Source organism: Epilithonimonas sp. KH_059, assembly GCF_057838485.1.
Genome location: NZ_CM174468.1, coordinates 1,662,772 through 1,686,355, shown reverse-complemented (window position 1 = coordinate 1,686,355; position 23,584 = coordinate 1,662,772). Strand labels below are relative to the sequence as shown.

The window sequence follows — 23,584 nt, the reverse complement described above, 5'->3', positions numbered from 1 at the left end:
CATCTTATTTCCCTGTTCTTGATTTTATCTCTTCAATCTTTTCCCCATATTCGCGATGCTTTTCTGGGTGCTTTTCTTGCAATACCTCATACCCTCTAATTGCCTTACTATAGAGTCGCTGCTCTACGTATAGCCCAACCAAGGTTTCTGTCATTAAGTGAGAAATATCGTCTGGCTTTTCTTTGATCACGAAGCTGGATTCCTCTTTTAGTTTTGAAATTTTAGGTTGATTCTCAATAAAAGTATCAATGGCTTTGTTTCGTACTTGGTCAATCGAGAGCAAAGTAGATTTTTCAGCCGGCTGCTGAGAGCGGTCAATTTTAAGCCAGCTTTGCCACGTATTTATAAACTCTGGAACATTGCTATTTTGCAAAGACTCCTGCGAAGGCTCTTCCTTGGGTGTAGACACATCCATTTTTGGCTCCGACCCGGCCTCGATTTCTACTATTGGTTTTTCAACGATAACGTTGTGCTTTTGATTCGCAGTCTGCTCTTCTACTTCCCTTGGTTTCTCTGCCGATTTTAACGGACCTACCCTTGTAGGCAAAGACATAGGCTTCCACCCTTGAGAATGGGAAACCACGGGCGAATCCGAAGTTTTGACTTGAGACTCTTTCGTAGGAGATAAATCCTTTGCTTGTACTTTATCCGATTCTTTTTCGTCTGAAAATTCAAACTGCGAGACTTGAGAGAAATTGATTTCATTTGATTCACTGGGTGATCCCTCTTTGGGCTCAGGCTCTTTAGCCACTTTTTTCTTCGCTTTGATTTTTGCTTCAACTTCTGCAATTAATCTTTGCATTTCGTCCTGATGACGATCGCTAGATTGTTTGGGCGCAAATGCACTTGGACTCTCTTTTGCGATTATGGAAACCTCTGGCAGGAAAGAATCTACGCCTTGAAACGACAAATCCGCTGCATTATTTTCCTCTTCAATAGGAGCCTCCTGCTTTTCTTTCTCCAACTCCTTTTCAATCTCCACAGCGGAAACTTCCACTTCTTTTTGACTCTTCTCAACTTCTATCTCTGTGGAATCGGAGGCGGGAATCTCTACTGCCACTACAGGGCTAAGTTTTCCCGATTCCTGGGTTTGCTCCCAATCAATTTTAGGGGCCTGCTGCGAAAGAAAATCCTCTTCTCCTTCAAAGAGAATTCGGTTTCTCTCTCCGTTGACGTGGACCACAGGCAATGTACGTTTTTCCTTAGGTAAAACGGTTTCAAAAGCGGAAGTGGCCACCTCCCTATTTTCGACAACGGGCTCTTGTTCCTGCTTTTCTTCTTTTGTCTCGGAAGGAGCCGCTTGCTGATTTATAAAATGGTAAAGAATCTTTTTATCTGTGGTATATGCCGCGGTTGTATGCAGCACGGAGGGATATTGCTCCGCTTTGTACATATGTGTCCCCAAGAGATAAAGCGCTCTTAAACTTTGCACATAAGGATATTTTGCTATCTCTTTTGATACTAGTTTTAAATCCTGCTCCTTAATCTGTGGTGGACTTTTTAAAAGTTCAATTACCCTTGCGTTTATCATTACCAGTCTGCTATAATATCGTTGAAAATTTTATTAATGATCCGTTCGTTCACCACCTTCACTTGAGAGGCTTCGATTGCATTAATGTCGAGGTCACTGCTAAACACCGATTCATCGGAATAGGTTCGGTCAAAACCTTTCTCAGGTTCAATGCTATTTTCGTAATGAATCCGAACGGTGATGGTGAGTTTATTCTGCGCTGCTTGAATTTGTCCACCTGCTTGCGTACCAATCGGTGTGGAAATAGTGGTCGGCGAAATGGAGTAGTCGATAATCTCCCCTTCAATTAACAGGTGTGGATTTTGAGTCGTTCCTTTCAGAGTGGTTCTTTGAAGGAATCGATTGTTGATATCGATGGTGAACTGCTGCGCTAGGGTTGGATTCATAAGTGCGGCGCTGTTTATAAAATCCTTAATTTGAATCGTCTTCACATCCTCATGCAAAGTGTTTCCTTTAAAATTATACACGGTGCAGCTATACAAAATCATAGTCAATACGATTCCAAACAGAGCGAAACGATTTGCTTTCGGCCGCGCGAAGCGCAGTCCCAAATTTAAGAAGGAGGTCCGATGCCCTATATTCATTGTATTAGTCTTCTAAGTTGTATTGTTTAATCTTGCGGTAGAGCGTTCTCTGGGAGATTCCAAGCTCTTCTGCCGCTTTGTTTCGTCTTCCTTTGTGCTTTTCTAACGCCTTGACAATAAGATCTTTTTCATTGTTTTGTAAAGACAAAGATACAGGTTTCGATTCTTCAATTTCGACATCTTCCACATCTTCATATTCCGGCTCGACAGGCCCTGCCATTAGGTTAGAAGACGAGGGCGTATTTCTATTTTCGAAATACAAAAGGGAATTTGAATTTCCCGTTTCGGGCGTATATATTCGGTTAATGAGGTCTTGCTCTTGGTTGCTGAAATTTGTATTTTCTTTGCTTTTAATCAGTTCGGAAGTAAGCGCTTTTAAATCATTTAAATCGCTTCGCATGTCAAAAAGAATTTTGTACATAATCTCACGTTCGTTATGAAAATCCGATCCCGAATTTGTACTCAGTTCACTCTTTTGAACGACCGCCGGCAAGTGATTGGACTGAGGCAAATATTCGGCAAGACGAACCGAATCGATCTCTCTTTTTTGCTCAACCACCGTCATTTGCTCTACTAAGTTCCGAAGTTGCCTTACGTTTCCTGGGAAGGTATTGCTCTCCAAAAACGAAATCGCATCGGCCGTAAGCTCGATCTCAGGCATTCTGTATTTCTCCGCAAAATCGACTGCGAATTTCCGGAATAACAAATGGACGTCTCCCTTCCGCTCGCGAAGCGGCGGAATGTCAATCTGTACGGTGTTAAGTCGGTAATACAAATCTTCCCGAAATCTTCCGTCCGTGATTGCTTTCATCATATTGACGTTTGTGGCTGCCACAATTCGAACATTGGTTTGTTGCACTTGAGACGAACCCACCTTCATAAATTCTCCACTTTCTAGAACGCGAAGAAGTCTTACCTGCGTTTGAAGCGGAAGCTCTCCCACCTCATCCAAAAAGATCGTCCCTCCGTCTGCGACTTCAAAATAGCCCTTTCGGGTGGTCGTCGCTCCCGTAAATGCACCCTTCTCATGCCCAAAAAGCTCAGAGTCAATTGTGCCTTCAGGGATCGCTCCACAGTTTACGACAATGTAGGGCTGGTGTTTTCGTCGACTTTCCGAATGAATAATCTTTGGAATAAATTCTTTCCCCACTCCACTTTCCCCTATGACAAGGACGGTAATGTCAGTGGGTGCGACCTGAATCGCCTTTTCCAAAGCACGGTTTAGAGTCGGGTAATTCCCTATGATTCCGTATCTATTTTTGATGGCTTGTAAATCGCTCATAGATTGCTACTTCTTTTAATTCGCAAGCTGCGCTTGCTCTTGTTTTCCTAACAATGTTCCTTGTGTATTTCCATACACATAAACCATGACTAAATCTCCTACCTTTTGACCCTCTTGCTTGTCAAAGACACAAACCGCATTTTGCGTGTTGCGACCTCGCCACTGATTTTCGTCTTTTTTCGAGGTACCTTCAATTAGAATCTCATGGAAACGTCCTACGTATCCCTCCATTCTTTTTCTAGACAGTTCCCCTTGAAGTTTTATGATTTCGGCAAGTCTTTGTTGCTTCACATCGGCCGGAATATCGTCCTCAAGTTTTTTGTGGGCGGGAGTTCCTGGACGTTCTGAATAGGCGAACATATACCCGTGATCGTATTCTACTTCCCTCATTAATGAAAGAGTTTGCTCGTGATCTTCTTGCGTTTCTCCACAAAAACCTGTCATCATATCTTGCGAAAATGCAATTTCCGGAACAAGTTCTTTTGCTTTGCGAATGAGTTCAAGATACTCCTCGCGAGTATGTTGGCGATTCATAGCTTTTAGAATGGCATTACTACCGCTTTGAACGGGAAGATGCACGTATTTGCAAATGTTATCGTATTTCGCGATCATTTTGAACACTTCGATATCCATATCTTGAGGATTTGAGGTGGCAAAACGAATTCTCATTCCAGGTACTTTCTGCGCGACGAGTTCTAACAAGTGAGCAAAATCAACCGCAGTCGCTTTTTGCATGTCTGTGGCCTTTTTGAAATCTTTCTTAGGACCTCCTCCGTACCACAAGTAGCTATCCACGTTCTGACCAAGTAGGGTCACTTCTTTGTATCCGTTTGCGTAAAGATCTTCACATTCTTTTAAAATGGAATGAGGATCTCTACTGCGTTCCCTCCCTCTTGTGAAAGGAACCACGCAGAAGGTACACATGTTATCACAGCCTCGGGTAATGGTTACAAAAGCGGTAACTCCGTTTCCACCCAATCGAACAGGAGAGATATCGGCATACGTTTCTTCTTTCGAAAGAATTACATTAATGGCATCGCTACCTCCTTCCGTTTCTCTCAGCAGGTTGGGTAAGTCTCGGTATGCGTCTGGACCGACCACGAGATCCACCAAATTCTCTTCTTCAAGAAATTTTGTTTTAAGACGTTCCGCCATGCAACCTAACACCCCTACGGTTAAACTAGGGTTCAATTTTTTCTGACGCTTAAATTGGGAGAGTCGCATTCTCACCGTTTGTTCTGCTTTTTCTCGGATAGAGCAGGTATTTAATAAAATTAAATCAGCCTCCTCCGAGTTGAGCGTAGTATTGTAGCCTTCATCTCTTAGAATAGAGGCGACAATTTCACTGTCGGAGAAGTTCATCTGACAACCATAACTCTCTAGAAAAAGCTTTTTGGTATTGCCTGATTTCTCCGCTATGGCGTAGGCTTCGCCTTGTTTCGTTTCGTCTATGTATTTTTCCTGCACAGGTTCTATATTTTGATCTTAGCCTCATCGCACTTTCCAAGAAAGACTTGAATAAAACTAAAAGTTTGCAGGCAAAGATACTAATTTTCTGCCAAAATGGCAGGTATAGCGGAGAGGATTTAGACCCCGAGCAAAACCCCTTTAAATGAAAAGAGAGGACCTAACAATCCTCTCTTTTTTCTTCTTGGCACTTTGAATCAAAGCCTTAACGGAGCTAATTCCTTTTTAAAGTACTTCAATTTGATTGGTGAGCAAATCTTCGAACACTTCTCTTTTGCGAATCAAAACAGGCTTTCCTTCATGCACCATCACCTCAGCCGGTTTCAGTCTGGAATTAAAATTGGAACTCATTTCAAAGCCATAAGCGCCTGCATTTCTAAAAACAACAATGTCCGTTTCTCGTACTTCATTGATTTTGCGGTCCCAGGCAAATGTATCCGTTTCGCAAATATTCCCCACCACTGTATAAATCCTTTCAGGTCCTGAAGGGTTCGATAAATTCTCTATTTCATGATAGGAATCGTAAAACATAGGTCTAATGAGATGATTGAATCCGGAATTCACACCTACAAAAACCGTGGCTGTTGTTTGCTTAATTACACTCGCGCTTACGAGAAAATGTCCTGATCCACTTACTAAGTACTTTCCGGGTTCAAACCACAGTTCGAAGCATTTCCCTCTTGTTTTGTGGAAAGTCTCCATCGCTTCTTCCACTCTTTTCCCTAGATCCTTGACATCGGTTTCCATGTCGGATTCTTGGTAGGGCACTTTAAAACCACTCCCCATATCGAAATACTTTAAATTCGGAAATCGATCGGCAAGTTCAAACATAATGTCGAGTTGTTGCAAAAACACAGCAGGGTCTTTGATTTCACTTCCCGTGTGCATGTGCAACCCTTCAACTAAAATATTCGTGGATTCCACAATTCTTTCAATATGACGTACTTGGTGAATAGAAATCCCAAATTTGGAATCAATATGCCCCGTGGAAATCTTATAATTACCGCCCGCAAAAATATGCGGATTGATACGGACAAATATCGGGTAACTCCCTCCGTACTTGTTCCCAAATTGCTCTAGGATGGAGATGTTATCAATATTAATATGGACGTTTAGAGCCATCGCCTCTTCAATTTCTTTCAGATCGATGCAATTGGGCGTAAAAAGAATGCGGTCCGAGGAAAAACCCGCTTTTACTCCAAGTTTCACTTCATTAATAGAAACACAGTCTAGATTCGCTCCTAAACCCTCAATGTATTTAAGAATATTTATATTGCTTAACGCCTTCGCAGCATAAAAGAACTTAGTCTTGCTTGAAAAAGAAGTGCGAAGTTTTTCGAACTGGATTTTAATCTGCTCTAGATCGTATACATAAAGTGGAGTCGAGAATTCTTCTGCGATCGCCAAAAGCGCTTGGTTTGTCATAACTAATAAGATTAAGAAGGCAGGTTCGCTAGAGCCTGCCTTAAGTCAAAAAGACGAATAATGGCGTCAAAATTAGGCGATAGGGTCGAGAAATACAACAAATTGCCTCTATATTATCACTTAGGAAGAGGCTCTATTCGAATTTCTCGTTTGAGCAGTGACAATTTCATTTCGTTTTGAAGATCTGCGGAACATTCTTTCACAGGAATCCTGCGTTTTTCTAACTTCTCACGAGATTTAAGTACCGTATGAAACTCGTAAAATCCATAAAATTTGATTTTGCCCTGCTCAACAATATAGAAAGTAAATTCCTGAGAATTGCGACCGGCCGAAGTCCATATCCCGTCCTTCTCTTTTAAATCGAGGACGTTCTTAAGCTCTTCTTTCGACTTAAATTCCGGATTGCTTCGAATGTAACTTAAGGCTTTAAGGCCTTGAGTAAAGGACTTGAACTTCAACAGGGGGACGCCGGAAGAGCTTGTTACAATTCTTTCCACTTCTAGCGATCCAGACTTTTCATAGAGTCCGTAGGTAAGCGATTCCTTTTTCTTAATCCCTCTGCTTTGCATCATTAGTTTGGCTAAAAGTGCACTTGCGGCAAGTTCATAATGAATCTGAGTGGTCTCCTGCTGCAGAGACTGGTAGCGTTTCGCTTTTGAATTGAACACGATTTTGGCGAACTTATTGAGATCTTCCACATAGTCCGAGAATAAAATGGCTCCCGACTCGTTCTGAAAATAAATAAGCCCATTTTCACTCGGAACATCTTGAGTTAATTGCTTGATCTTGTTTACATACGTTTTTGCATTCGCCTCCTCGAACTGCTGCTGAATTATTTGAAGCTCTGTGTCTTTAGAAATCAAAAGCTTAAACAAATCAAGCGTGGCCCTTGCATCTCCTGCTGCGCGGTGCGCATCCGTCAGAGGAATCCCTAAGGACTTCACTAGTTTGCCTAAGGAATAACTCTCAGCCTCTGGAATTAGCTTTTTGGCAAGTGGAATTGTATCCAGTGTATTGATTTTATAATCATACCCTAGACGTTTAAATTCCTGTCGTAGCATTCGATAATCGAAATCAATATTATGCCCTACAAGGGTCGTACCTTCCGTTATTTCCACAACACGACGTGCAAGTTCATGGAATTTGGGGGCTGTTTTCACCATTTTTGATGTGATGCCTGTTAAGCGCTGTACAAAAGGAGTGATCTCCTTAGGTGAATTCACGAGCGAACTGAATTGATCTACAATTCGATGTCCATCGTATTTGTATATGGCGATATCGATGATGCATTCTTTCCTAAATTCTCCGCCGTTACCTTCTATGTCTATAATTGAATACATTGCACTCTACTTATGCCTTATGGCAATACCTTGATTGTTTTATATTATCTTTTCCTTCCTCCTAGCCCAAGCATACCCAAAACAAACTTGGCTCCTTCCCGAGCTAAGGTAGTGGTAAAGGTTCGTCCCGCTCTACTTTTCATTACACTCTCCAAAACACCAGGTTCTGGTTTTGGACTGCGCGTGGTTTTCCTTACCTCTGGCTCCGCCGCTTCCACCGCTTTTTCCATTCGCTTGGTGAGAAGTTCGGAAGCCGATTCTTTGTTTAAGGTTTGCTCGTATTTTCTTACGAGCGAAGAATTTGAAGTGAGCTCGGTCACTTCACTTTCATTTAGTACATCCATTCGGGATTCCGGTGAGATCAAATAAGTATGCACAAGAGGAGTTGGGATTCCCTTTTCATCCAGTGCCGTCACAAATGCCTCTCCAATTCCAAGATTTTGTATCAGTTGTCCTGCATCGTAAAATTCCGTGATGGGATAATTTTCAACCGCTTTGTTAATCTCCTTCCTGTCCTTTGCCGTAAAGCCCCGAAGTGCGTGCTGAATTTTCATCCCTAATTGAGACAAAACTTCTTGAGGCACATCGCCCGGAATTTGAGTGATAAAATAAATTCCGACTCCTTTTGAGCGAATTAGCTTTACCATGGATTCAATCTGCGAAAGTAAGGCTTTTGACGCTTCTTTGAAAATTAGGTGCGCTTCATCTATAAATAAAACCAGTTTCGGTTTTCCAGAATCACCCTCTTCAGGAAATGTCATGTAGATTTCAGCAAAAAGAGAAAGCATAAAGGTGGAAAACAGCATGGGTCTGCTTTGAATGTCCGCCACTCGTAAAATATTTACAACCCCCTTCCCGTCTCTGGTTTGGAGAAGATCCTGAACATCAAAACTCGGCTCCCCAAACAATTCGCCTGCTCCTTGCTGCTCTAGAGCCACAATGCTTCTTAAAATGGCCCCTAGCGAGGCAGAGGATATCGAACCGTAATCGGCAGACACTTCCGCTTTGCCCTCAGGTGTGCTTGTCACGTATTGCAATACTTTCTTTAAATCGTCTAAATCGATAAGGGGCAGACCCTTGTCGTCACAATACTTAAAAACGATAGACATAATGGAAGTCTGTGTATCGTTTAGATCTAATATTTTGGAAAGAAGTAAGGGCCCAAATTCGGTCACGGTCGCTCTAAGTTTCACTCCTTTCTCACCCGATATACTTAAAAGCTCCACAGGAAAGGACTGGGCATTCCACTCTAAGAGTGTTTTTCCGTACCGGTCGTTAATAATATCGTTCCTCACTCCACTTTGCGCAATTCCGGAAAAATCTCCTTTAATGTCCAATACTAAACTCGGAACTCCTAAATGCGATAATTGCTCTGCGAACACTTGGACCGTTTTGGTCTTCCCTGTCCCTGTTGCTCCTGCGATTAAACCGTGTCGGTTGATAGTCTTTAAGGGTAAGCTAACGCTTACCTCGGGAACCACTTGGGTATCCAGCATTCCTTTTCCCAAAATAATATGCTCGTTCTTGCGGCTATAGCGCTTTTGAAGCTCCTCTATGAATTTAGTTCGATCTGCCATAATTCACTGATGTTTCTTTGTTTTGGTTAAATTTAGGATATTTTGCGAAAAGAATAGAACGCTGAGCCAAAAAAATAATGGAATGAGACTTCTATTTCCTCTTCTACATGACGAATATCACTTCATTTGCCCTATATTCTCCGCAGTTCCACCGATTCAAAGATTTACCTTTGTAGAACAAAATGAAATGGGTATCCTTACACATATTGTCCCTACTGATCTTTGCAGCAAGCTTTCAAAACTCCCTGCTGCTCGTCGATTATCAGGTCAACCGAAGCTTTTACGAGCTTCGCTGTATGAATCAGGACCGTCCGGAACTGGAGTGCCATGGGAAATGTGAACTCACAAAAGCAAGTGAGAATTCAAACTCCCTTTTTAGGCTCGTTCAAATCGGCTTTGAATTTCACATACTTCCCTCCGAAAGCACAATTGATTTAAGCCCTCCTAGTAAATTTCGACAAACCCTCGAAAAGATTGGGTATTCTCCTTCTCTATTTAGCAATCCACTCCTTAGCGTACGCACAGCGCCTCCACAATTTTGATTTTTTAACCGATTTTTTTTATGCTACTTCCCATTTTGGGACTTAGCCCGTTTTCTCATTTAAAAATTCAAAATCATGAAGTCAATACCTCATTCAAATCGCTTCCTCGTAGCGTTTTGCATCTATTTCATTACGAGCAACACTCTTCTATTAGCTCAAAATACAATAGACCTAGACACCACCAAAATCCATTCTATTGAACGCGTTACCCTCCGCAAAACTCAAAATAGAGACTCCAAAATAAAAGATCTTACACTTCGAGACACGGATCGACTCACCCATGACGCCGGTCGATTTTTAACTCAATTGCCCGAAATTAGCGGCATTCGCAAAGCGGGTCAATACGGGATGGATCCCGTTTTACGCGGATTCAAATACGAGCAGCTCAACATCGTGATCGATGGTGGGCTTAGCGCTTTAACCGCTTGTCCAAGCCGAATGGACCCTCCAAGCAGCCAAATAAACATGAACATGGTTCAAGAAGCGCAAATCTACAAAGGCCCTTATCATTTTCGGTACGGTCCTACGCTTGGGGGCAGCATCAATTTTGTGACCCTCGCTCCCTCCTTTAAGGATTCTATTGCACTGAGTGGCCGACTTTCGTCGGGATACGAATCGAATGGAAGCTTATTTAAGAGCGAAGCCTCTGTGTCGTTGCAATCAAAAAAACTGGTCTCAAATCTCTTTGCGGGTTACCAAACTGCTGATTCTTACAAGGATGGCAACGACGCAGAAGTCCCCTCTAGTTTCACTAGGTACAATGTGGGATCCAAATCTACTCTACGTTGGAATGAGCATCAGCAAACCACCCTTCAACTTACTACGAACCAAGCGAGAAACGTAGAATTCGCTGCCCTTAGCATGGATTTGCTTTACGACAAAACTTGGATGTCACAACTTGAACACAAAATTCATTTTGACCAGAAATTACTAAAAGTTCTTGATTTCTCAGGATATGGAAGCTGGGTAGACCATTCCATGGGGACCTATGATCACTCAATGGTGTCAAAAGTCTTCGCAAAAACCTACGGAGCTCGTACGGAAGCGACTTTTCAAACCGAGAACAGCAAGTTCTTCACGGGTCTGGATTTCAAATTCCAAAGTGCTGAAAACAAAGAAATGACCATGCCCATGATGGGCCACTCCATGCAGAGGGATGGCACTAGCTGGCAAGATTCCACTTTGGATCAATTGGGCTGGTTTAACGAGTTTCAGACCCGGTGGGAGAATTCAAAACTGACTCTTTCTTATCGAATGGATTACGACCAAGGACAGGCGAAAGAACTCTCGGAACTTTTCATCGCTCTGTATGGGGATGGAAAATCAGATAATTTAAACCATAGTTTTAGTGTGGGGTATACTAGGGCATTAAGTCCAGCCCTCTCCCTTGCCCTATGGAGCGGGAGGGCGGAGCGTAGCGCCAGTCTATCCGAACGCTACATCAATCGTTTCCCTCAAGGCCTAGACAATTATGAAATGCTCGGGAACCCAAAATTAAAACCTGAAAGTAATTTTCAAACGGATCTTATTCTTTCCTATCAAAATAAGGCATTTTCAATTCAAGCCTCAGGGTTTTACTCTTATCTTACAGACTTTATATCGGGTAAAATAAATCCAGACGTTCAGAAATCCTCCATGGGAAGTCCCGGTGTGAGACAGTATGTGAATTTAGACCGAGCGTTCAAAACCGGTTTCGAGTTGGCGGCCAAATACCATCTTAATAGCCATTTCCATAGCTCCTTTGGTCTTGCCTACACCTATGCCGAGAATCTTGTCACAAAGATTCCCCTTGCTGAAATTTCACCTCTCGATTTACGACTCAACGTAACGGCAAATTTCTATCCATTGGAACTGGGCGCTAATCTTAGACATACGGGAGCGCAAAATCGAATTGACCCTTCTTTCTCTGAGCTGAAAACACCGAGTTTCACCTTGCTCGACTTGGATTTCAAATATGCAATTTTTAAATCCACTTCAATCTTTGCAAGCGTGAGCAATGTGTTTAATATAGCCTATGCAGAGCACTTAAGCAGGACACTTTCTTCCGATTCAAACCAAAGAATTCTAGCCCCCGGCCGTTCCCTAGGTGTCGGATTTACTACAAATTTTTAAAAACCAGATACACTTGTGCCAAAAAAGGGTTGGTCCTCAAAACCAACCCTTTTTTTAAGATAAATTTCCTAGATTTGTTACAACATCAAATTAATCCCTATGACTCGGACTGAACTAATAGAAGCTTTGATTGAAAAGCAAAAAGCCATTATAGATAATTTAGAAAGTTCGGTAGAACGATACCAAACCGCTTCTGATATTGACGAGCAAGAAACCAGAGAGCCCGAAGACTTCTCTCGACAAACCGAAGCGAAGGATATGCAACTTCGTTTTGAAAAACTGCTTCGTGAAGCAAAATTAACTGCGGACTTTTTGCTGGAGCAAAAGGACCAGTCTCATGATCGATTAGAGAAAGGTGCGCTTGTGAAAACAAGTGGAGATTGGTATTTTCTTGGCGTATCCATTCCTAGCACAGAAATTAACAAAAAGGTGATTGTATCGGTCTCAGACCAAGCCCCCGTCTACCGAGAATTTACTAGCAAAAAAGTCGGAGATCGCCTAGAGGTAGGTCAACAGTCCCTTGAAATTCTTGAAATTCTTTAGAGCAAAAAAACAAATAATGCATTTCCTTAGTGACAAATTGGAAAAAAAATAAATTGTATTACCTTTGAAATCGATCAAAAAACCAAGTACTAGATGCATATTTTAGGTTATTTTTTTGCAATCGTCATCGGTCTCGTCATGGGATTAATTGGGGGCGGTGGCAGTATTTTAAGTGTTCCCGTCTTCGCTTACCTTTTTGAAATAGACGCAATTACAGCGACAACGCTTTCCTTATTTGTGGTAGGAATTACAAGCTCAGTAGGCTCTGTTAGTTTTGTTCGACAAGGACATGTACAGTTTTCGACTGCATTGCAATTTGGGCTCCCTTCAGTCCTTGGAATCCTCTTTTCAAGAAGAGTGGTTCTTCCCCATTTGCCCCCGTACATTATCAACCGTTGGGGAATCACTATTACCAATGAGATGTTTATTTTGCTCCTCTTTGCGATTTTAATGCTGATCTCAGCAATTAAAATGATTCAAAAAAAGGAAAGGCCTAGAGGTAGGAAGTTTCAACAATCGAATTACACACTTCTTGCTTCGCAAGGGCTGCTCGTTGGTATCATCACGGGTTTTATTGGCGCGGGAGGAGGATTTCTTATTGTCCCGGCTCTAGTTATGCTCGTGGGGGTCTCCATGAAACAGGCGGTAGGTACTTCGTTATTTATTATTTCTGTGAACTCACTTATTGGATTCGCGTCCTCATTAGACAAAGTGCATATCGATTGGCCTTTCCTTTTAAGCTTCACAGGACTCTCTATCGTAGGGATCTTGGTCGGGGTTGCCTTTGCCAAAAACATAGAATCCAAAAAGCTAAAACCGCTTTTTGGATGGGTGGTTCTTTCCATGGGGGTCTTCATTATAGTAAAAGAACTTATCCTAAAATAAAGCAAGAAAACCGCTTTCCACTAAAGAAATCAAATGGAAAAGAAGTGAAAGTTCCTTGTAGCCTGAAATTCTCATAGAACACAGGAAAGAGAAAACAATAGACAAAGCACAGTGATTGATTTCATCAATCGCAACAATGAACCACTTCGTGGAAGGATTTAAAATAATTAGTCGAAATTTGCAATGCATAGCAAAACCACACACAATTTACAGAAGATGAAAATTGAACAAATTTACACGGGATGCCTAGCGCAAGGTGCTTATTATATTGTTTCTGAAGGAGAAGCTGTCATTATTGATCCCCTAAGGGAGACCCAGCCCTATCTTGAACGCTTGTCCCAAGATGGAGTTGAATTAAAGTACATTCTCGAAACGCATTTCCATGCGGATTTCGTGTCCGGTCACGTGGATTTAAGTGAAAAAACAGGAGCTCCGATTGTGTACGGTCCTACGGCAGATCCTACTTTTGAAGCGACGATTGCAAAGGATGGTGACATCTTAGAAATAGGGAAAGTGAAAATCAAGGTGCTTCATACGCCCGGACACACCATGGAGAGTACTACTTACCTTTTGTTTGATGAAGACCAAAAACCTCATGCTATATTCTCAGGAGACACTCTTTTTCTAGGGGATGTCGGAAGACCTGATTTGGCTCAAAAAGCAGCAAACCTAACCCAAGAAGAACTTGCAGGATTGCTATACGACAGTCTTCAAAACAAAATCATTCCACTTCCCGATGAACTGCTTGTTTATCCGGCGCATGGAGCAGGTTCTGCCTGTGGCAAGAACATGCAAAAAGAAACCGTGGATACCCTGGGGAATCAAAAAAGAAGCAACTATGCGCTCAACCAGCCAAACAAAGAAGCTTTTGTAGAGGCTGTCCTTGATGGACTCGCAGCACCTCCTCAATATTTTGGGATGAATGTTGCACTCAACAAAGGGGGCTATGCTAGTTTTGACCAGGTGCTAAGCAATAGTCTTAGAGCATTAGAACCGAGTGAGTTTGAAAGTGCAGCAGAGCAAACCGGTGCACTTATATTAGACACCCGAGCAGCCGCAGAATTCCACAAAGGATTCATTCCGAACTCAATCAACATTGGGCTTAAAGGAGATTTCGCACCCTGGGTTGGTGCAATGATAGTGGATGTAAAACAACCCCTACTGCTTGTAACGGAAGAAGGGATGGAGAAGGAGGCCATTACAAGACTAGCAAGAGTCGGCTTTGACAACGTAATTGGATATTTAAAGGAGGGATTCCCTACCTGGAAAGCGAGTGGGAAAGAATCCGATTCCATTGAAAGAGTCACTGCACAAAATTTTGCAAACGAAGCAAAACAGGAAGTTAAAATTATTGACGTCAGAAAACCAGAAGAATTTCAGACCCAGCATATTGAAGGGGCTATTAATGCGCCTTTAGATCAGATTTCTAAGTGGGCAAGCAAAATGGATTTAGACCAACCCTTCCTCATTCATTGTGCTGGCGGATACCGTAGCATGATTGCAGGTAGCATTCTCAATTCCAGAGGAATCCGAAATTATAAAGAAATCGAAGGAGGATTTAATTCCATTAAACAACTAGACGGAATCTCACTTAAATAGCAGCAAAACACGAGGTTACCCATTTTTACTTACTGTAAAAACACAATTAGAAACCCTTTGTTATGTCACAAAAATTCAAAGAACTTATCGATTCGGAACGTCCTGTTCTCATCGACTTTTTTGCGACCTGGTGCGGTCCTTGCAAAGTACAGTCTTCTGTCTTAACGGAAGTAAAGGATCGAATTGGAGACCTCGCTAGAATTGTAAAAATCGACGTAGATCAATTTCCAAGCATCGCCGCCGAATATGGCGTTCGGGGTGTTCCGACCTTAGCGATTTTCAAAAATGCAGAACTGCTTTACAAGCAAAGTGGAGTTCACGATGTAAATACACTTGAGTCTTTACTTAAAAAACATTCCGCGCAGTCCTAGTCCTCAATGGAAAAGCGGTCTCGATCCCCTAGAAATTTATAGTGCTCTAGGTATTCTTGCAAACGTTGTAAATCAATTGTGCCCGTAATGCCTTCATTCGTTTCTTCTGCGATCGACTTTCCATCCGCAAAATAAAGATAAGAACTAGGGACATAGTTCAAATCGTTTCCATCCCTTCCCGTTCGATTCACTCCCAAAACGTAGCACTGATTTTCAATTGCACGAGCTTTGAGTAAACTTTGCCAATGATCGACTCTCTTTTCGGGCCAATTGGCTACGTATAAAATCGCATCATAATCTTCCTTATATCGGGAAAATACTGGAAAACGAAGATCGTAACACACTTGCAATAAAAAGCGAACTCCTTTATAAAGTACAATTGTACGCTCCTTTCCAGGAGTATAGACTTTGTCTTCTCCCGAAAAGGAAAAAAGATGGCGTTTGTCATAGTACTCATAGCCCCCTTCAGGATTCACGAAATACATGCGGTTCAAATAGCCATTCGACTGCTCAATAGCCACACTGCCGCAAACGGCCGCGTTTTTCATGCGCGCAAGTTCTTTCATCCATTCTAAACTTGAGGAGTCTCTATCGGCGATTTGCTCCGGAGTCATTGAAAAACCGGTAGAAAACATTTCAGGAAGCACAATTAAATCCGCCTCTACATCTCTTGTGAGCGATTCGATGTTCTTAAAATTTGTGGTAGGATCATGCCACTTTATATCTAAACTTAGGCCGAATAACTGGATTGATTTCATATAGAACTTTTCTTAAATTTATAATAATTTACACATCCGAACCAAATAAATCTTTTTTGGCTTTATATTTGAACTCGCTTACTTGAACAATTAAAATTAAAAAAATTATGAAAAAGCTTATTTTAGTATGCTCAATGCTGTTTGTGGGAAGCATGGTTTCCGCTCAGGCATGGAACGGAAAAGGAGATCAGAAGGTACAAATCGGTCTGAACGGATGGGGTTACGGAACAGGGATCACAGGTAGCTACGACTACGGTTTAGGAAACATTGTATCGATTGGTGCAGGTGCTAACGTGTTTTTTGATGGGTACAAAGACAATAACAAAGACAACAATTTGTTCGTTTTTGGTCGTGTAGGATTCCATTTACAAGAACCTTTAAATTTACCAGAAAAATGGGACATCTATCCTGGTGTTAACCTAGGGGTTCTTGGGAAAGACTTTGGTATAGGAGCGCATTTAGGTGTTCGTTACTTCTTCAACCAAAACGTAGGTATCTACGGAGAGTTTGGTAACAACGGTAGCTTAGGAGTTTCTTTCAACTTCTAATCCATTCAAAAATAAAGATATAAGGTTCTCTTCTAAAGGGAACCTTTTTGTTTTGGCATACCTTTGATAATTACTACCTTTGCCCCACTTATTATTTAAATACAATTAATGACTATAGCTCAATTATTTCAGTTTTTCCTAAGTATTTCAATACTTGTGGTTCTCCACGAATTAGGACATTTCCTACCGGCTAAATATTTTAAAACTCGCGTCGAGAAATTTTACCTCTTTTTTGACCCTTGGTTTTCCCTAGTAAAAAAGAAAATTGGAGGTACCGAATACGGGATCGGATGGTTGCCTTTAGGAGGATACGTGAAAATCGCAGGAATGGTGGACGAGAGTATGGACACCGAACAACTTAAAAAACCGGCAGAGCCATGGGAATTCAGAAGCAAACCGGCATGGCAACGCCTTATCATTATGCTTGGAGGGGTTACCGTTAACTTTTTTCTAGCCTGGTTAATTTACTCTTCTCTTTCTTACTTCAAAGGAGAAAGTTTCCACGACAACACGAAATTTGAAAATGGAATTTCAGTGACCACCGAAGGAAAGAAAATGGGTCTAATGACCGGCGATAAAATCCTTGCGATTGATGGGAAACCTGCAGAGCGATTTGAAACGACCATGGTCAATATGCTTTTCGCCGATGAGGTTACGGTCCTTCGTGAAGGCCAAGAAGTCACTTTTCCAGTAAACGAACATGGGGTCGCAGATGTATTGAAAGCAAACGAGGCCAAAGCTTATTTCTCTCAACGGTTCCCAACCGTTATAGACAGCATTACTCCGAATGGAGGTGCTCAGAAATCAGAATTGAGAAAAGGGGATAAAATTGTAGCCATTGACGGGATGCCGACTCCCTTCTTTGACCAAGTCACAGAAGTACTATCCACAAAACAAAATAAAGACGTGACGCTAAGCGTGGTTCGAAACAATGAAACCCTTGACACGACTGCAAGAGTAGACAAAGAAGGGAAATTAGGATTCTCAACCGATCTAACGCCTTTCATCGCTGCTTTGGATCAAACAAACGTAAAGAAAACCTACGGCTTTTTTGAAGCAATCCCAAGAGGTCTGGAACGTACAATCGACGTACTTGTGATGCAAATCAAACAATTCAAAATTGTCTTCAACAGCACTACGCAAGGATATAAAAAAGTTTCCGGTCCTATCGGAATTATTAAGCAAATGCCAGAATCCATCAATTGGGAGTTCTTTTGGAGTTTTACCGCGATGTTTTCAGTATGGTTAGCCTTTTTAAACTTAATCCCAATCCCAGGACTTGACGGAGGTCACGTCGTATTTACTTTATGGGAAATCATTACAGGAAAACCGGTTCCACAGAAAGTTTTAGAGAACGCACAAATGATTGGGGTTATCTTCCTACTTGGCCTGATGGTGCTTATCTTCGGGAACGATATATTTAAATGGATAACTGGAAAATTTTAATTTTTTTTCCAAAAATAGTTGTGCAAAATTAAAAAACCTATTATATTTGCAGACGCTTAGAAACAGTAAAGCATTCCTCCTTAGCTCAGTTGGTTAGAGCATCTGACTGTTAATCAGAGGGTCGCTGGTTCGAGCCCAGCAGGAGGAGCAAAAACACCTACAACACGTAGGTGTTTTTTTGTGCATTCTTGTCCCCTTAGCGTACGTTTTAGACCTCAAAAAGGATTCCTCAAAATGTTAAGCAGTCACAAAATCGACTAGAACTTGACTCTTTTTTTATAAATTTGAGAGTTGACATTTACCAATGAACAAATCGCCAGCAAAGTTTAAACCTTTAATTCAATATTCGCTCATTGCCTGTTTGGTACTCATTCAAGGAATCATTTTGATGTTCTTCTATAATGAATACTTCAATTCAAGGAAACTAGAGACGATACGAAAGCAATTGGTAGAAACCCGAGGTCTAACTCAGCTCATGCAGAGCTCACGATCCGAACTGATCGTGACGCAATACAATTTGCAAAAATACATTAGTGGAAACGAGAAGAAGTACTTAGATTCTTACTTCACTTCCCTTCGTAAACTCACCAAGAACATTGATAGCATTAACACACACCCCGACCTCAAGTCTACACTTAGAGGACGACTCAAAACTCAAAATAAACAAACTGCAGAGCTTTCCGATCTGGAACGATTAATTGAAACGGTCTACCAAGATTCAAAGTCGCCCGAGAAGAAAAGTGAACCCATCACGATTGAAAACTATACCATTGAGGAACCTAAACAAACTTTTAACGTCGAGTTTCATCGTTCGACTCCCGACACAAGTGCGACCAAGAAGAAGCTTCTCCCTCGATTAAAAGATGCAATTACTGGAAACGTAGAGGTCAAGCGAGATACCGTCTACATCGAAACGTTCTCAGAAAGCACCCTTGATACCACCAAAATCAAGAAAGATTTTGACAGTGCCGTCACGGCGGTAAACAATCATTATCTTAAAGAAATCAAGAAATACGAGAACCGGATTGAAACCACCAGTTCAAAATCAAGCCAGTTGTATGAAAACTACGACCATCTCATTATTCTAAGCAATGACTTGATGGACGTGTACGAAGGTACGATTCGCGATGTAAGCCTTGGGCTGCAAAAAGAGTACGACCAGCAAAATTCGAAAAACAATAAAATTCGACGAAACTCGATGCTTGGACTAATGGTTATGATTTTCTTTGTACTGATTGTGGTTCTTTACTATACCAAACAATCCTTTCTTTACGAGAAGCAACTTCGCCTTGCAAACCAGACCATTAGCAACAGTCTTAATTTCAAAAATCGAGTTCTAGGAATGCTGAGTCACGAAATACGGGCTCCGTTGAAAATCATCAATTTATTCACTTCAAGGATTGCAAGAAAGACGGAGGATCCCACCGTTCTGGAAGCCCTCAAATCCATTGAATTCACTAACAACTCTCTTCTGATTCAAGCCAATCAAATTTTAGAGTATACCAAAAACCAGAATCAAAAGATTGAACTAAAAGAAGTGGACTTCAATCTGTATGAGGAAATTAGCGAACTGTTGCATGTCTTTAAGCCTTACATAGAATCTCGTAACAATACCTTTGAAATTTTAAACACCATCGATCCTTCGTGGAGGGTTCATGCGGACAATATTAAAATTCATCAAATTTTAATCAACGTTCTTGGGAATGCAAGTAAGTTTACCGAAAATGGAAAAATTACCATCAAAGCAACCGCTACGCCCCTTAACGACAAGACTCTTACCCTGCACGTGGTTGTGAAAGACACAGGAATCGGAATTTCAAAATCGGACTTGAAGAAAATATTCCAACCCTATTACCAAGGCCTCGTATCGGAAGAAATCGATAACTTAGGCGCAGGACTTGGTTTAAATCTTTGCAAAGAGATAGTGGATCTATTTGGCGGCACTATTTCTGCTGATAGTAAACTCGGAGAGGGAACTGAAATCCAATTCCGACTCAATCTTGAAATTGTAAAATGAATTTAAATACCACAACTCTTAATTTCTTATTGGCCGACGATCATCATATTGTTCGCCAAGGCATTCGTTTTATCCTCTGTGACCTTCTAGACTCCTATACCGTCTTAGAGGCCTCGAACCTAAAAGAAATTAAAGACACTCTTACGCAGAATGCAGTTGACATTGCGATAATGGACGCCCAATATCCGGATGGAAATTGCCTCTCCATACTACCTGAAATAAGAGAGTTATATCCTAATCTAAAGATCCTTATCTTCTCTAGCTTTGAGGAGAGTGATCATTCGCTGAAATTTTTAGAGGCAGGTGCAAACGGTTTTCTTAACAAACTGAGTAACGAAAGCGAGATCGAAGAGGCGATTCAAAGTATGCTAGAGAAAGGCGAGTACATTGCCCCTTTGACTCGCACATTAATGAACTTGTCTCAGCACAATCCTAATTTACTAAACCCACTTAACCAACTCTCTTCAAGAGAGTTACAAATTGCTGAGTTGCTAGCCAAAGGCTATGGAAATCTCGAAATATCCAATGAACTCGCTCTTAAACAAAATACAATTTCCACTTTCAAGAAACGAATCATGGAAAAACTGGGCCTCAATTCTTTAGTCGAATTGGTCGAACTTGTTAAAACACATCAAATTCTTTAACACTCCTTAGTAGTGAAACTTCTATAAGGAGCTCGACATACATCGGGCGAAATCCCCCCTTTTCCTCCCTGTTATCCCCTTTCTTTGTATAGCGATTTTAAAAAATCTAAAAACAAAAGAAAGATGACTGAAAAATATACGCTCAATGGTCCTGTACCGCAACTAGAAAAAAAGAAGAAAATTTTCCGCAAACGAGATTTCACCATCTTACTTGGTGTGCAAATTCTGATGTTTAGTGCAATCTTTGCAGTGGTCAATTTCCGACCTTATTATGAAGAGTTTCATCTGAAAAGACTGGAAACCCCTCTTGGTAAATTTGTAGCAATTTTCCTTGTGGCTATCCTTGCCTTTCAAGTACTCTTCCTTCTTTACATTGTCTACCAGTACTTCAAATACAAACCTGTGGCCTCTGTTAGCGATAGCGAGCTTCCTACGTGTACCATTCTAGTTCCCGCGTACAACGAAGGTTCTCTCGTCTACCATACCCTTAAAAGTATCGCAGAAAGCAACTATCCTGCAGACAAACTTGAAATTATGGCTATCGATGATGGGAGCAAGGACGACACCTGGTACTGGATTCAAAGAGCCGCTAACGAATTAGATGGCCGCGTAAAAATTTTACAACAGCCAGAAAACAAAGGAAAGCGTCATGCTCTTCACCGGGGATTCACTACAGGAACAGGTGAAATCTTTGTTACAATTGACAGTGATTCCGTAGTAGAACCTGATACCTTACGAAACCTAGTCAGTCCGTTTGTGACCAATCCGAACTGCGGAGCCGTGGCCGGAAACGTAAAAGTGCTTAACAAAGGCCAAGGGACGATTCCTAAAATGCTAAACGTAAGTTTTGTATTCAGTTTTGAATTTATGCGTGCAGCGCAGAGTTCGTTGGGGTTTGTTTTATGTACTCCTGGAGCTCTCTCTGCTTACCGCAGAAATGCCGCCTTGCATTCCCTTTCGCAATGGATCAACCAGAAATTTATGGGCAACTACGCCACGATTGGGGAAGACCGCGCCATGACGAACTTCATTTTGGAACAGGGGTACGATGTGCAATTTCAAAGAAATGCAAATGTCCTTACCAATACACCTATAGGATATAAAAATCTTCATAAGATGTTTACTCGTTGGGGTAGAAGCAACGTACGGGAGACGCTAATGATGAATCGATTCATCTTCAAAAATTTCCGATCTCAAAACAAAGCAGGAGCTCGATTTATCTTCGTGAACCAATGGATGAAAATCCTACTCACGTACCCCCTTACACTCATCATGTTATACTTCGTGTTAACCCATCCGCTCATTTATCTAAGTTCAGCGCTTGTGGGGACCTTCATATTCTCTAGTATTCAAATGGCATTCTTTACGAAGCGTTACAACTTTGCAGATTCCCTCTGGGCCTATCCATATAGTTTATTTTACCTCGTTGCCCTCTTTTGGATTTCACCCTTTGCGATTGCTACTGTCAAAAACGGAGGTTGGTTAACTCGTTAATTTTCAAATGCACACAATGAAGAAAAAAATAGCCATTATTGGTCAAGGATATGTAGGCCTTCCTTTGGCATTAGAATTCGCAAAAGAGCATCCGGTACTCGGATATGATATAAATAAAAAGCGTGTCGAGAGTTTAAATCAGGGAGTAGATGAGACGCTTGAAGCAGATCCAATCGATCTTAAAGATCGATTGGACCTTGCTCATAAAAGCAAGTTCCAAAAAGGATATCAAGCAAGTAGTGATCTCCATGAATTAGAATCTGCGCAGATCTATATCGTCACAGTACCAACACCTATTAATGAATTTAATGCGCCCGATTTGCGTCCGCTTCTTGAAGCGTCTAAGTCAGTAGGAAAGGTGCTTAAATCCGGCGATATTGTAATTTATGAATCCACAGTATATCCCGGATGTACAGAAGAAGAGTGCGTGCCTCTACTTGAAAGGCATTCGCAATTAAAATTCAACAAAGATTTCTTTGTCGGATATTCCCCTGAGCGTATTGTTCCTGGCGACAAAATAAATACGCTTACTACCATTAAAAAAGTAACCTCTGGTTCCACACCTGAAACCGCAGAGGAGATTGACACCCTATATCAATCAATAATCAAGGCAGGAACACACAAGGCACCGAGTCTTAAAGTCGCGGAAGCCTCAAAGGCCATTGAAAATGCGCAGCGAGATGTAAACATCTCATTCGTAAATGAACTTGCTCTGATTTTTGATCGTGTGGGAATTGATACGCAGGATGTTTTAGAAGCCGCAGGAACCAAATTTAACTTCTTACCCTACCAACCTGGTCTCGTCGGAGGACATTGCATTTCTGTGGATCCTTATTACTTAGCACATAAGGCTGTACAACTAGGATATCACCCTAATGTTATTTTATCAGGACGCAGGGTCAATGATTCGGTATCAGAATTTATCGCTTCGAAAGTTGTTAAACTTATGATTCAAAAAAACATGACCATTAAAGATTCGTCGGTTTTGATTCTTGGTGCCACTTTCAAAGAGAACTGTCCTGACATTCGAAACACGAAGATTGTAGATGTGTACGAGGAACTTAAAGACTATGGTGCAAAAATCGATCTCTACGATCCTTGGGCAAACCCAGAGGAAGTTGAAGCTCATTATGGTATTCCTTTGCTTCCAAGCTTAGGAAACAAAAAGTACGATGCAATTATCCTTGCCGTGGCTCATGAGGAATTCTTATCCCTAGATTTAGAACCCTTAAAGAATAGTCCAACCGTCGTATTTGATATCAAAGCAAAATTAAACCGAGATTTGGTAGATGCTCGCTTGTAAGCTACCTTCTTTTTATTTTACGACCAATGAAGGGTGTGGGTTTGCTTTCCACTTAAATTTATCGATATAAAAAAGACCAATCGGATATCGATTGGTCTTTTTGTCTTATAATAACG

At 41.4% G+C, this 23,584-nt stretch carries 20 protein-coding genes and 1 tRNA gene; 13 read left to right on the top strand and 8 right to left on the bottom strand.

The window, feature by feature from the left end:
- Positions 1–4 precede the first annotated feature (4 nt).
- The 7 genes from AC3IRX_RS07935 to AC3IRX_RS07905 all read right to left on the bottom strand — a co-directional run bounded on the left by AC3IRX_RS07935 (position 5) and on the right by AC3IRX_RS07905 (position 9,206).
- Positions 5–1,531, bottom strand: a complete 1,527-nt coding sequence (locus tag AC3IRX_RS07935) for a DUF8458 domain-containing protein (protein ID WP_489209520.1) — start codon at positions 1,529–1,531, stop codon at positions 5–7.
- Positions 1,531–2,019: an LPS assembly lipoprotein LptE gene (gene lptE / locus AC3IRX_RS07930; protein WP_459083482.1), complete on the bottom strand. Its 489-nt coding sequence runs from the start codon at positions 2,017–2,019 to the stop codon at positions 1,531–1,533. Before lptE ends, AC3IRX_RS07935 begins: the two co-directional genes overlap by 1 nt.
- A 100-nt stretch (positions 2,020–2,119) precedes the next feature.
- Complete coding sequence (locus AC3IRX_RS07925; protein WP_459111904.1) at positions 2,120–3,397, bottom strand: sigma-54 interaction domain-containing protein; 1,278 nt, start codon at positions 3,395–3,397, stop codon at positions 2,120–2,122.
- 15 nt (positions 3,398–3,412) lie between these two features.
- Positions 3,413–4,864 carry a tRNA (N6-isopentenyl adenosine(37)-C2)-methylthiotransferase MiaB gene (gene miaB / locus AC3IRX_RS07920; protein ID WP_459111905.1) on the bottom strand — a complete coding sequence of 484 codons (1,452 nt, stop codon included), beginning with the start codon at positions 4,862–4,864 and terminating at the stop codon, positions 3,413–3,415.
- 225 nt (positions 4,865–5,089) lie between these two features.
- Positions 5,090–6,289 carry a diaminopimelate decarboxylase gene (lysA, locus tag AC3IRX_RS07915; protein ID WP_489209518.1) on the bottom strand — a complete coding sequence of 400 codons (1,200 nt, stop codon included), beginning with the start codon at positions 6,287–6,289 and terminating at the stop codon, positions 5,090–5,092.
- A 116-nt stretch (positions 6,290–6,405) separates the two neighbouring features.
- On the bottom strand, positions 6,406–7,629 hold the full coding sequence (locus tag AC3IRX_RS07910; RefSeq protein ID WP_489209516.1) for a 3'-5' exonuclease: 1,224 nt from the start codon (positions 7,627–7,629) through the stop codon (positions 6,406–6,408).
- Positions 7,630–7,673: 44 nt separating this feature from the next.
- Positions 7,674–9,206, bottom strand: coding sequence for a helicase HerA-like domain-containing protein (locus tag AC3IRX_RS07905; protein WP_489209514.1), 1,533 nt, complete (start codon positions 9,204–9,206; stop codon positions 7,674–7,676).
- Positions 9,207–9,388: 182 nt separating this feature from the next.
- Between AC3IRX_RS07905 and AC3IRX_RS07900 the strand changes: the two genes are divergently transcribed.
- The 6 genes from AC3IRX_RS07900 to AC3IRX_RS07875 all read left to right on the top strand — a co-directional run bounded on the left by AC3IRX_RS07900 (position 9,389) and on the right by AC3IRX_RS07875 (position 15,258).
- On the top strand, positions 9,389–9,748 hold the full coding sequence (locus AC3IRX_RS07900; protein WP_489209512.1) for a hypothetical protein: 360 nt from the start codon (positions 9,389–9,391) through the stop codon (positions 9,746–9,748).
- Positions 9,749–9,823: 75 nt separating this feature from the next.
- Entirely contained in the window at positions 9,824–11,860 is a 2,037-nt protein-coding gene (locus AC3IRX_RS07895; RefSeq protein WP_489209510.1) for a TonB-dependent receptor domain-containing protein, read from the top strand.
- 99 nt (positions 11,861–11,959) lie between these two features.
- Positions 11,960–12,403 carry a hypothetical protein gene (locus tag AC3IRX_RS07890; protein ID WP_489209508.1) on the top strand — a complete coding sequence of 148 codons (444 nt, stop codon included), beginning with the start codon at positions 11,960–11,962 and terminating at the stop codon, positions 12,401–12,403.
- 93 nt (positions 12,404–12,496) lie between these two features.
- On the top strand, positions 12,497–13,288 hold the full coding sequence (locus tag AC3IRX_RS07885) for a sulfite exporter TauE/SafE family protein (RefSeq protein ID WP_489209506.1): 792 nt from the start codon (positions 12,497–12,499) through the stop codon (positions 13,286–13,288).
- 216 nt (positions 13,289–13,504) lie between these two features.
- The gene (locus AC3IRX_RS07880; RefSeq protein ID WP_489209504.1) at positions 13,505–14,887 is read left to right on the top strand and encodes an MBL fold metallo-hydrolase; all 1,383 of its coding nucleotides are present in this window, start codon (positions 13,505–13,507) and stop codon (positions 14,885–14,887) included.
- A gap of 62 nt (positions 14,888–14,949) precedes the next feature.
- On the top strand, positions 14,950–15,258 hold the full coding sequence (locus tag AC3IRX_RS07875; protein WP_489209503.1) for a thioredoxin family protein: 309 nt from the start codon (positions 14,950–14,952) through the stop codon (positions 15,256–15,258).
- On the opposite strand, the gene AC3IRX_RS07870 is transcribed toward AC3IRX_RS07875, so the two are convergent.
- A complete protein-coding gene (locus AC3IRX_RS07870) occupies positions 15,255–16,016 on the bottom strand; it encodes a nitrilase-related carbon-nitrogen hydrolase (RefSeq protein WP_489209501.1) in 762 nt (253 codons plus the stop codon). The two genes, AC3IRX_RS07875 and AC3IRX_RS07870, sit on opposite strands and share 4 nt — an antisense overlap.
- A 107-nt stretch (positions 16,017–16,123) precedes the next feature.
- Here AC3IRX_RS07870 and AC3IRX_RS07865 point away from each other — a divergent pair, with 107 nt between their 5' ends.
- From AC3IRX_RS07865 to AC3IRX_RS07835, 7 genes are all read left to right on the top strand, one after another.
- A complete protein-coding gene (locus tag AC3IRX_RS07865) occupies positions 16,124–16,564 on the top strand; it encodes a DUF6646 family protein (protein WP_489209499.1) in 441 nt (146 codons plus the stop codon).
- 108 nt (positions 16,565–16,672) lie between these two features.
- Complete coding sequence (gene rseP, locus AC3IRX_RS07860; RefSeq protein ID WP_489209497.1) at positions 16,673–18,010, top strand: RIP metalloprotease RseP; 1,338 nt, start codon at positions 16,673–16,675, stop codon at positions 18,008–18,010.
- 74 nt (positions 18,011–18,084) lie between these two features.
- Positions 18,085–18,158 (top strand) — tRNA-Asn (locus AC3IRX_RS07855).
- A gap of 156 nt (positions 18,159–18,314) precedes the next feature.
- Positions 18,315–20,027 (top strand): sensor histidine kinase, encoded by a 1,713-nt coding sequence (locus AC3IRX_RS07850; RefSeq protein WP_489209495.1) that lies wholly within the window; start codon positions 18,315–18,317, stop codon positions 20,025–20,027.
- Complete coding sequence (locus AC3IRX_RS07845; protein WP_489209493.1) at positions 20,024–20,671, top strand: response regulator; 648 nt, start codon at positions 20,024–20,026, stop codon at positions 20,669–20,671. The genes AC3IRX_RS07850 and AC3IRX_RS07845 overlap by 4 nt, the downstream gene beginning before the upstream one ends.
- Positions 20,672–20,794: 123 nt before the next feature.
- On the top strand, positions 20,795–22,165 hold the full coding sequence (locus AC3IRX_RS07840; RefSeq protein ID WP_489209491.1) for a glycosyltransferase family 2 protein: 1,371 nt from the start codon (positions 20,795–20,797) through the stop codon (positions 22,163–22,165).
- A 16-nt stretch (positions 22,166–22,181) separates the two neighbouring features.
- Positions 22,182–23,468 (top strand): nucleotide sugar dehydrogenase, encoded by a 1,287-nt coding sequence (locus AC3IRX_RS07835; protein WP_489209489.1) that lies wholly within the window; start codon positions 22,182–22,184, stop codon positions 23,466–23,468.
- The last annotated feature ends 116 nt before the right edge of the window (positions 23,469–23,584 follow it).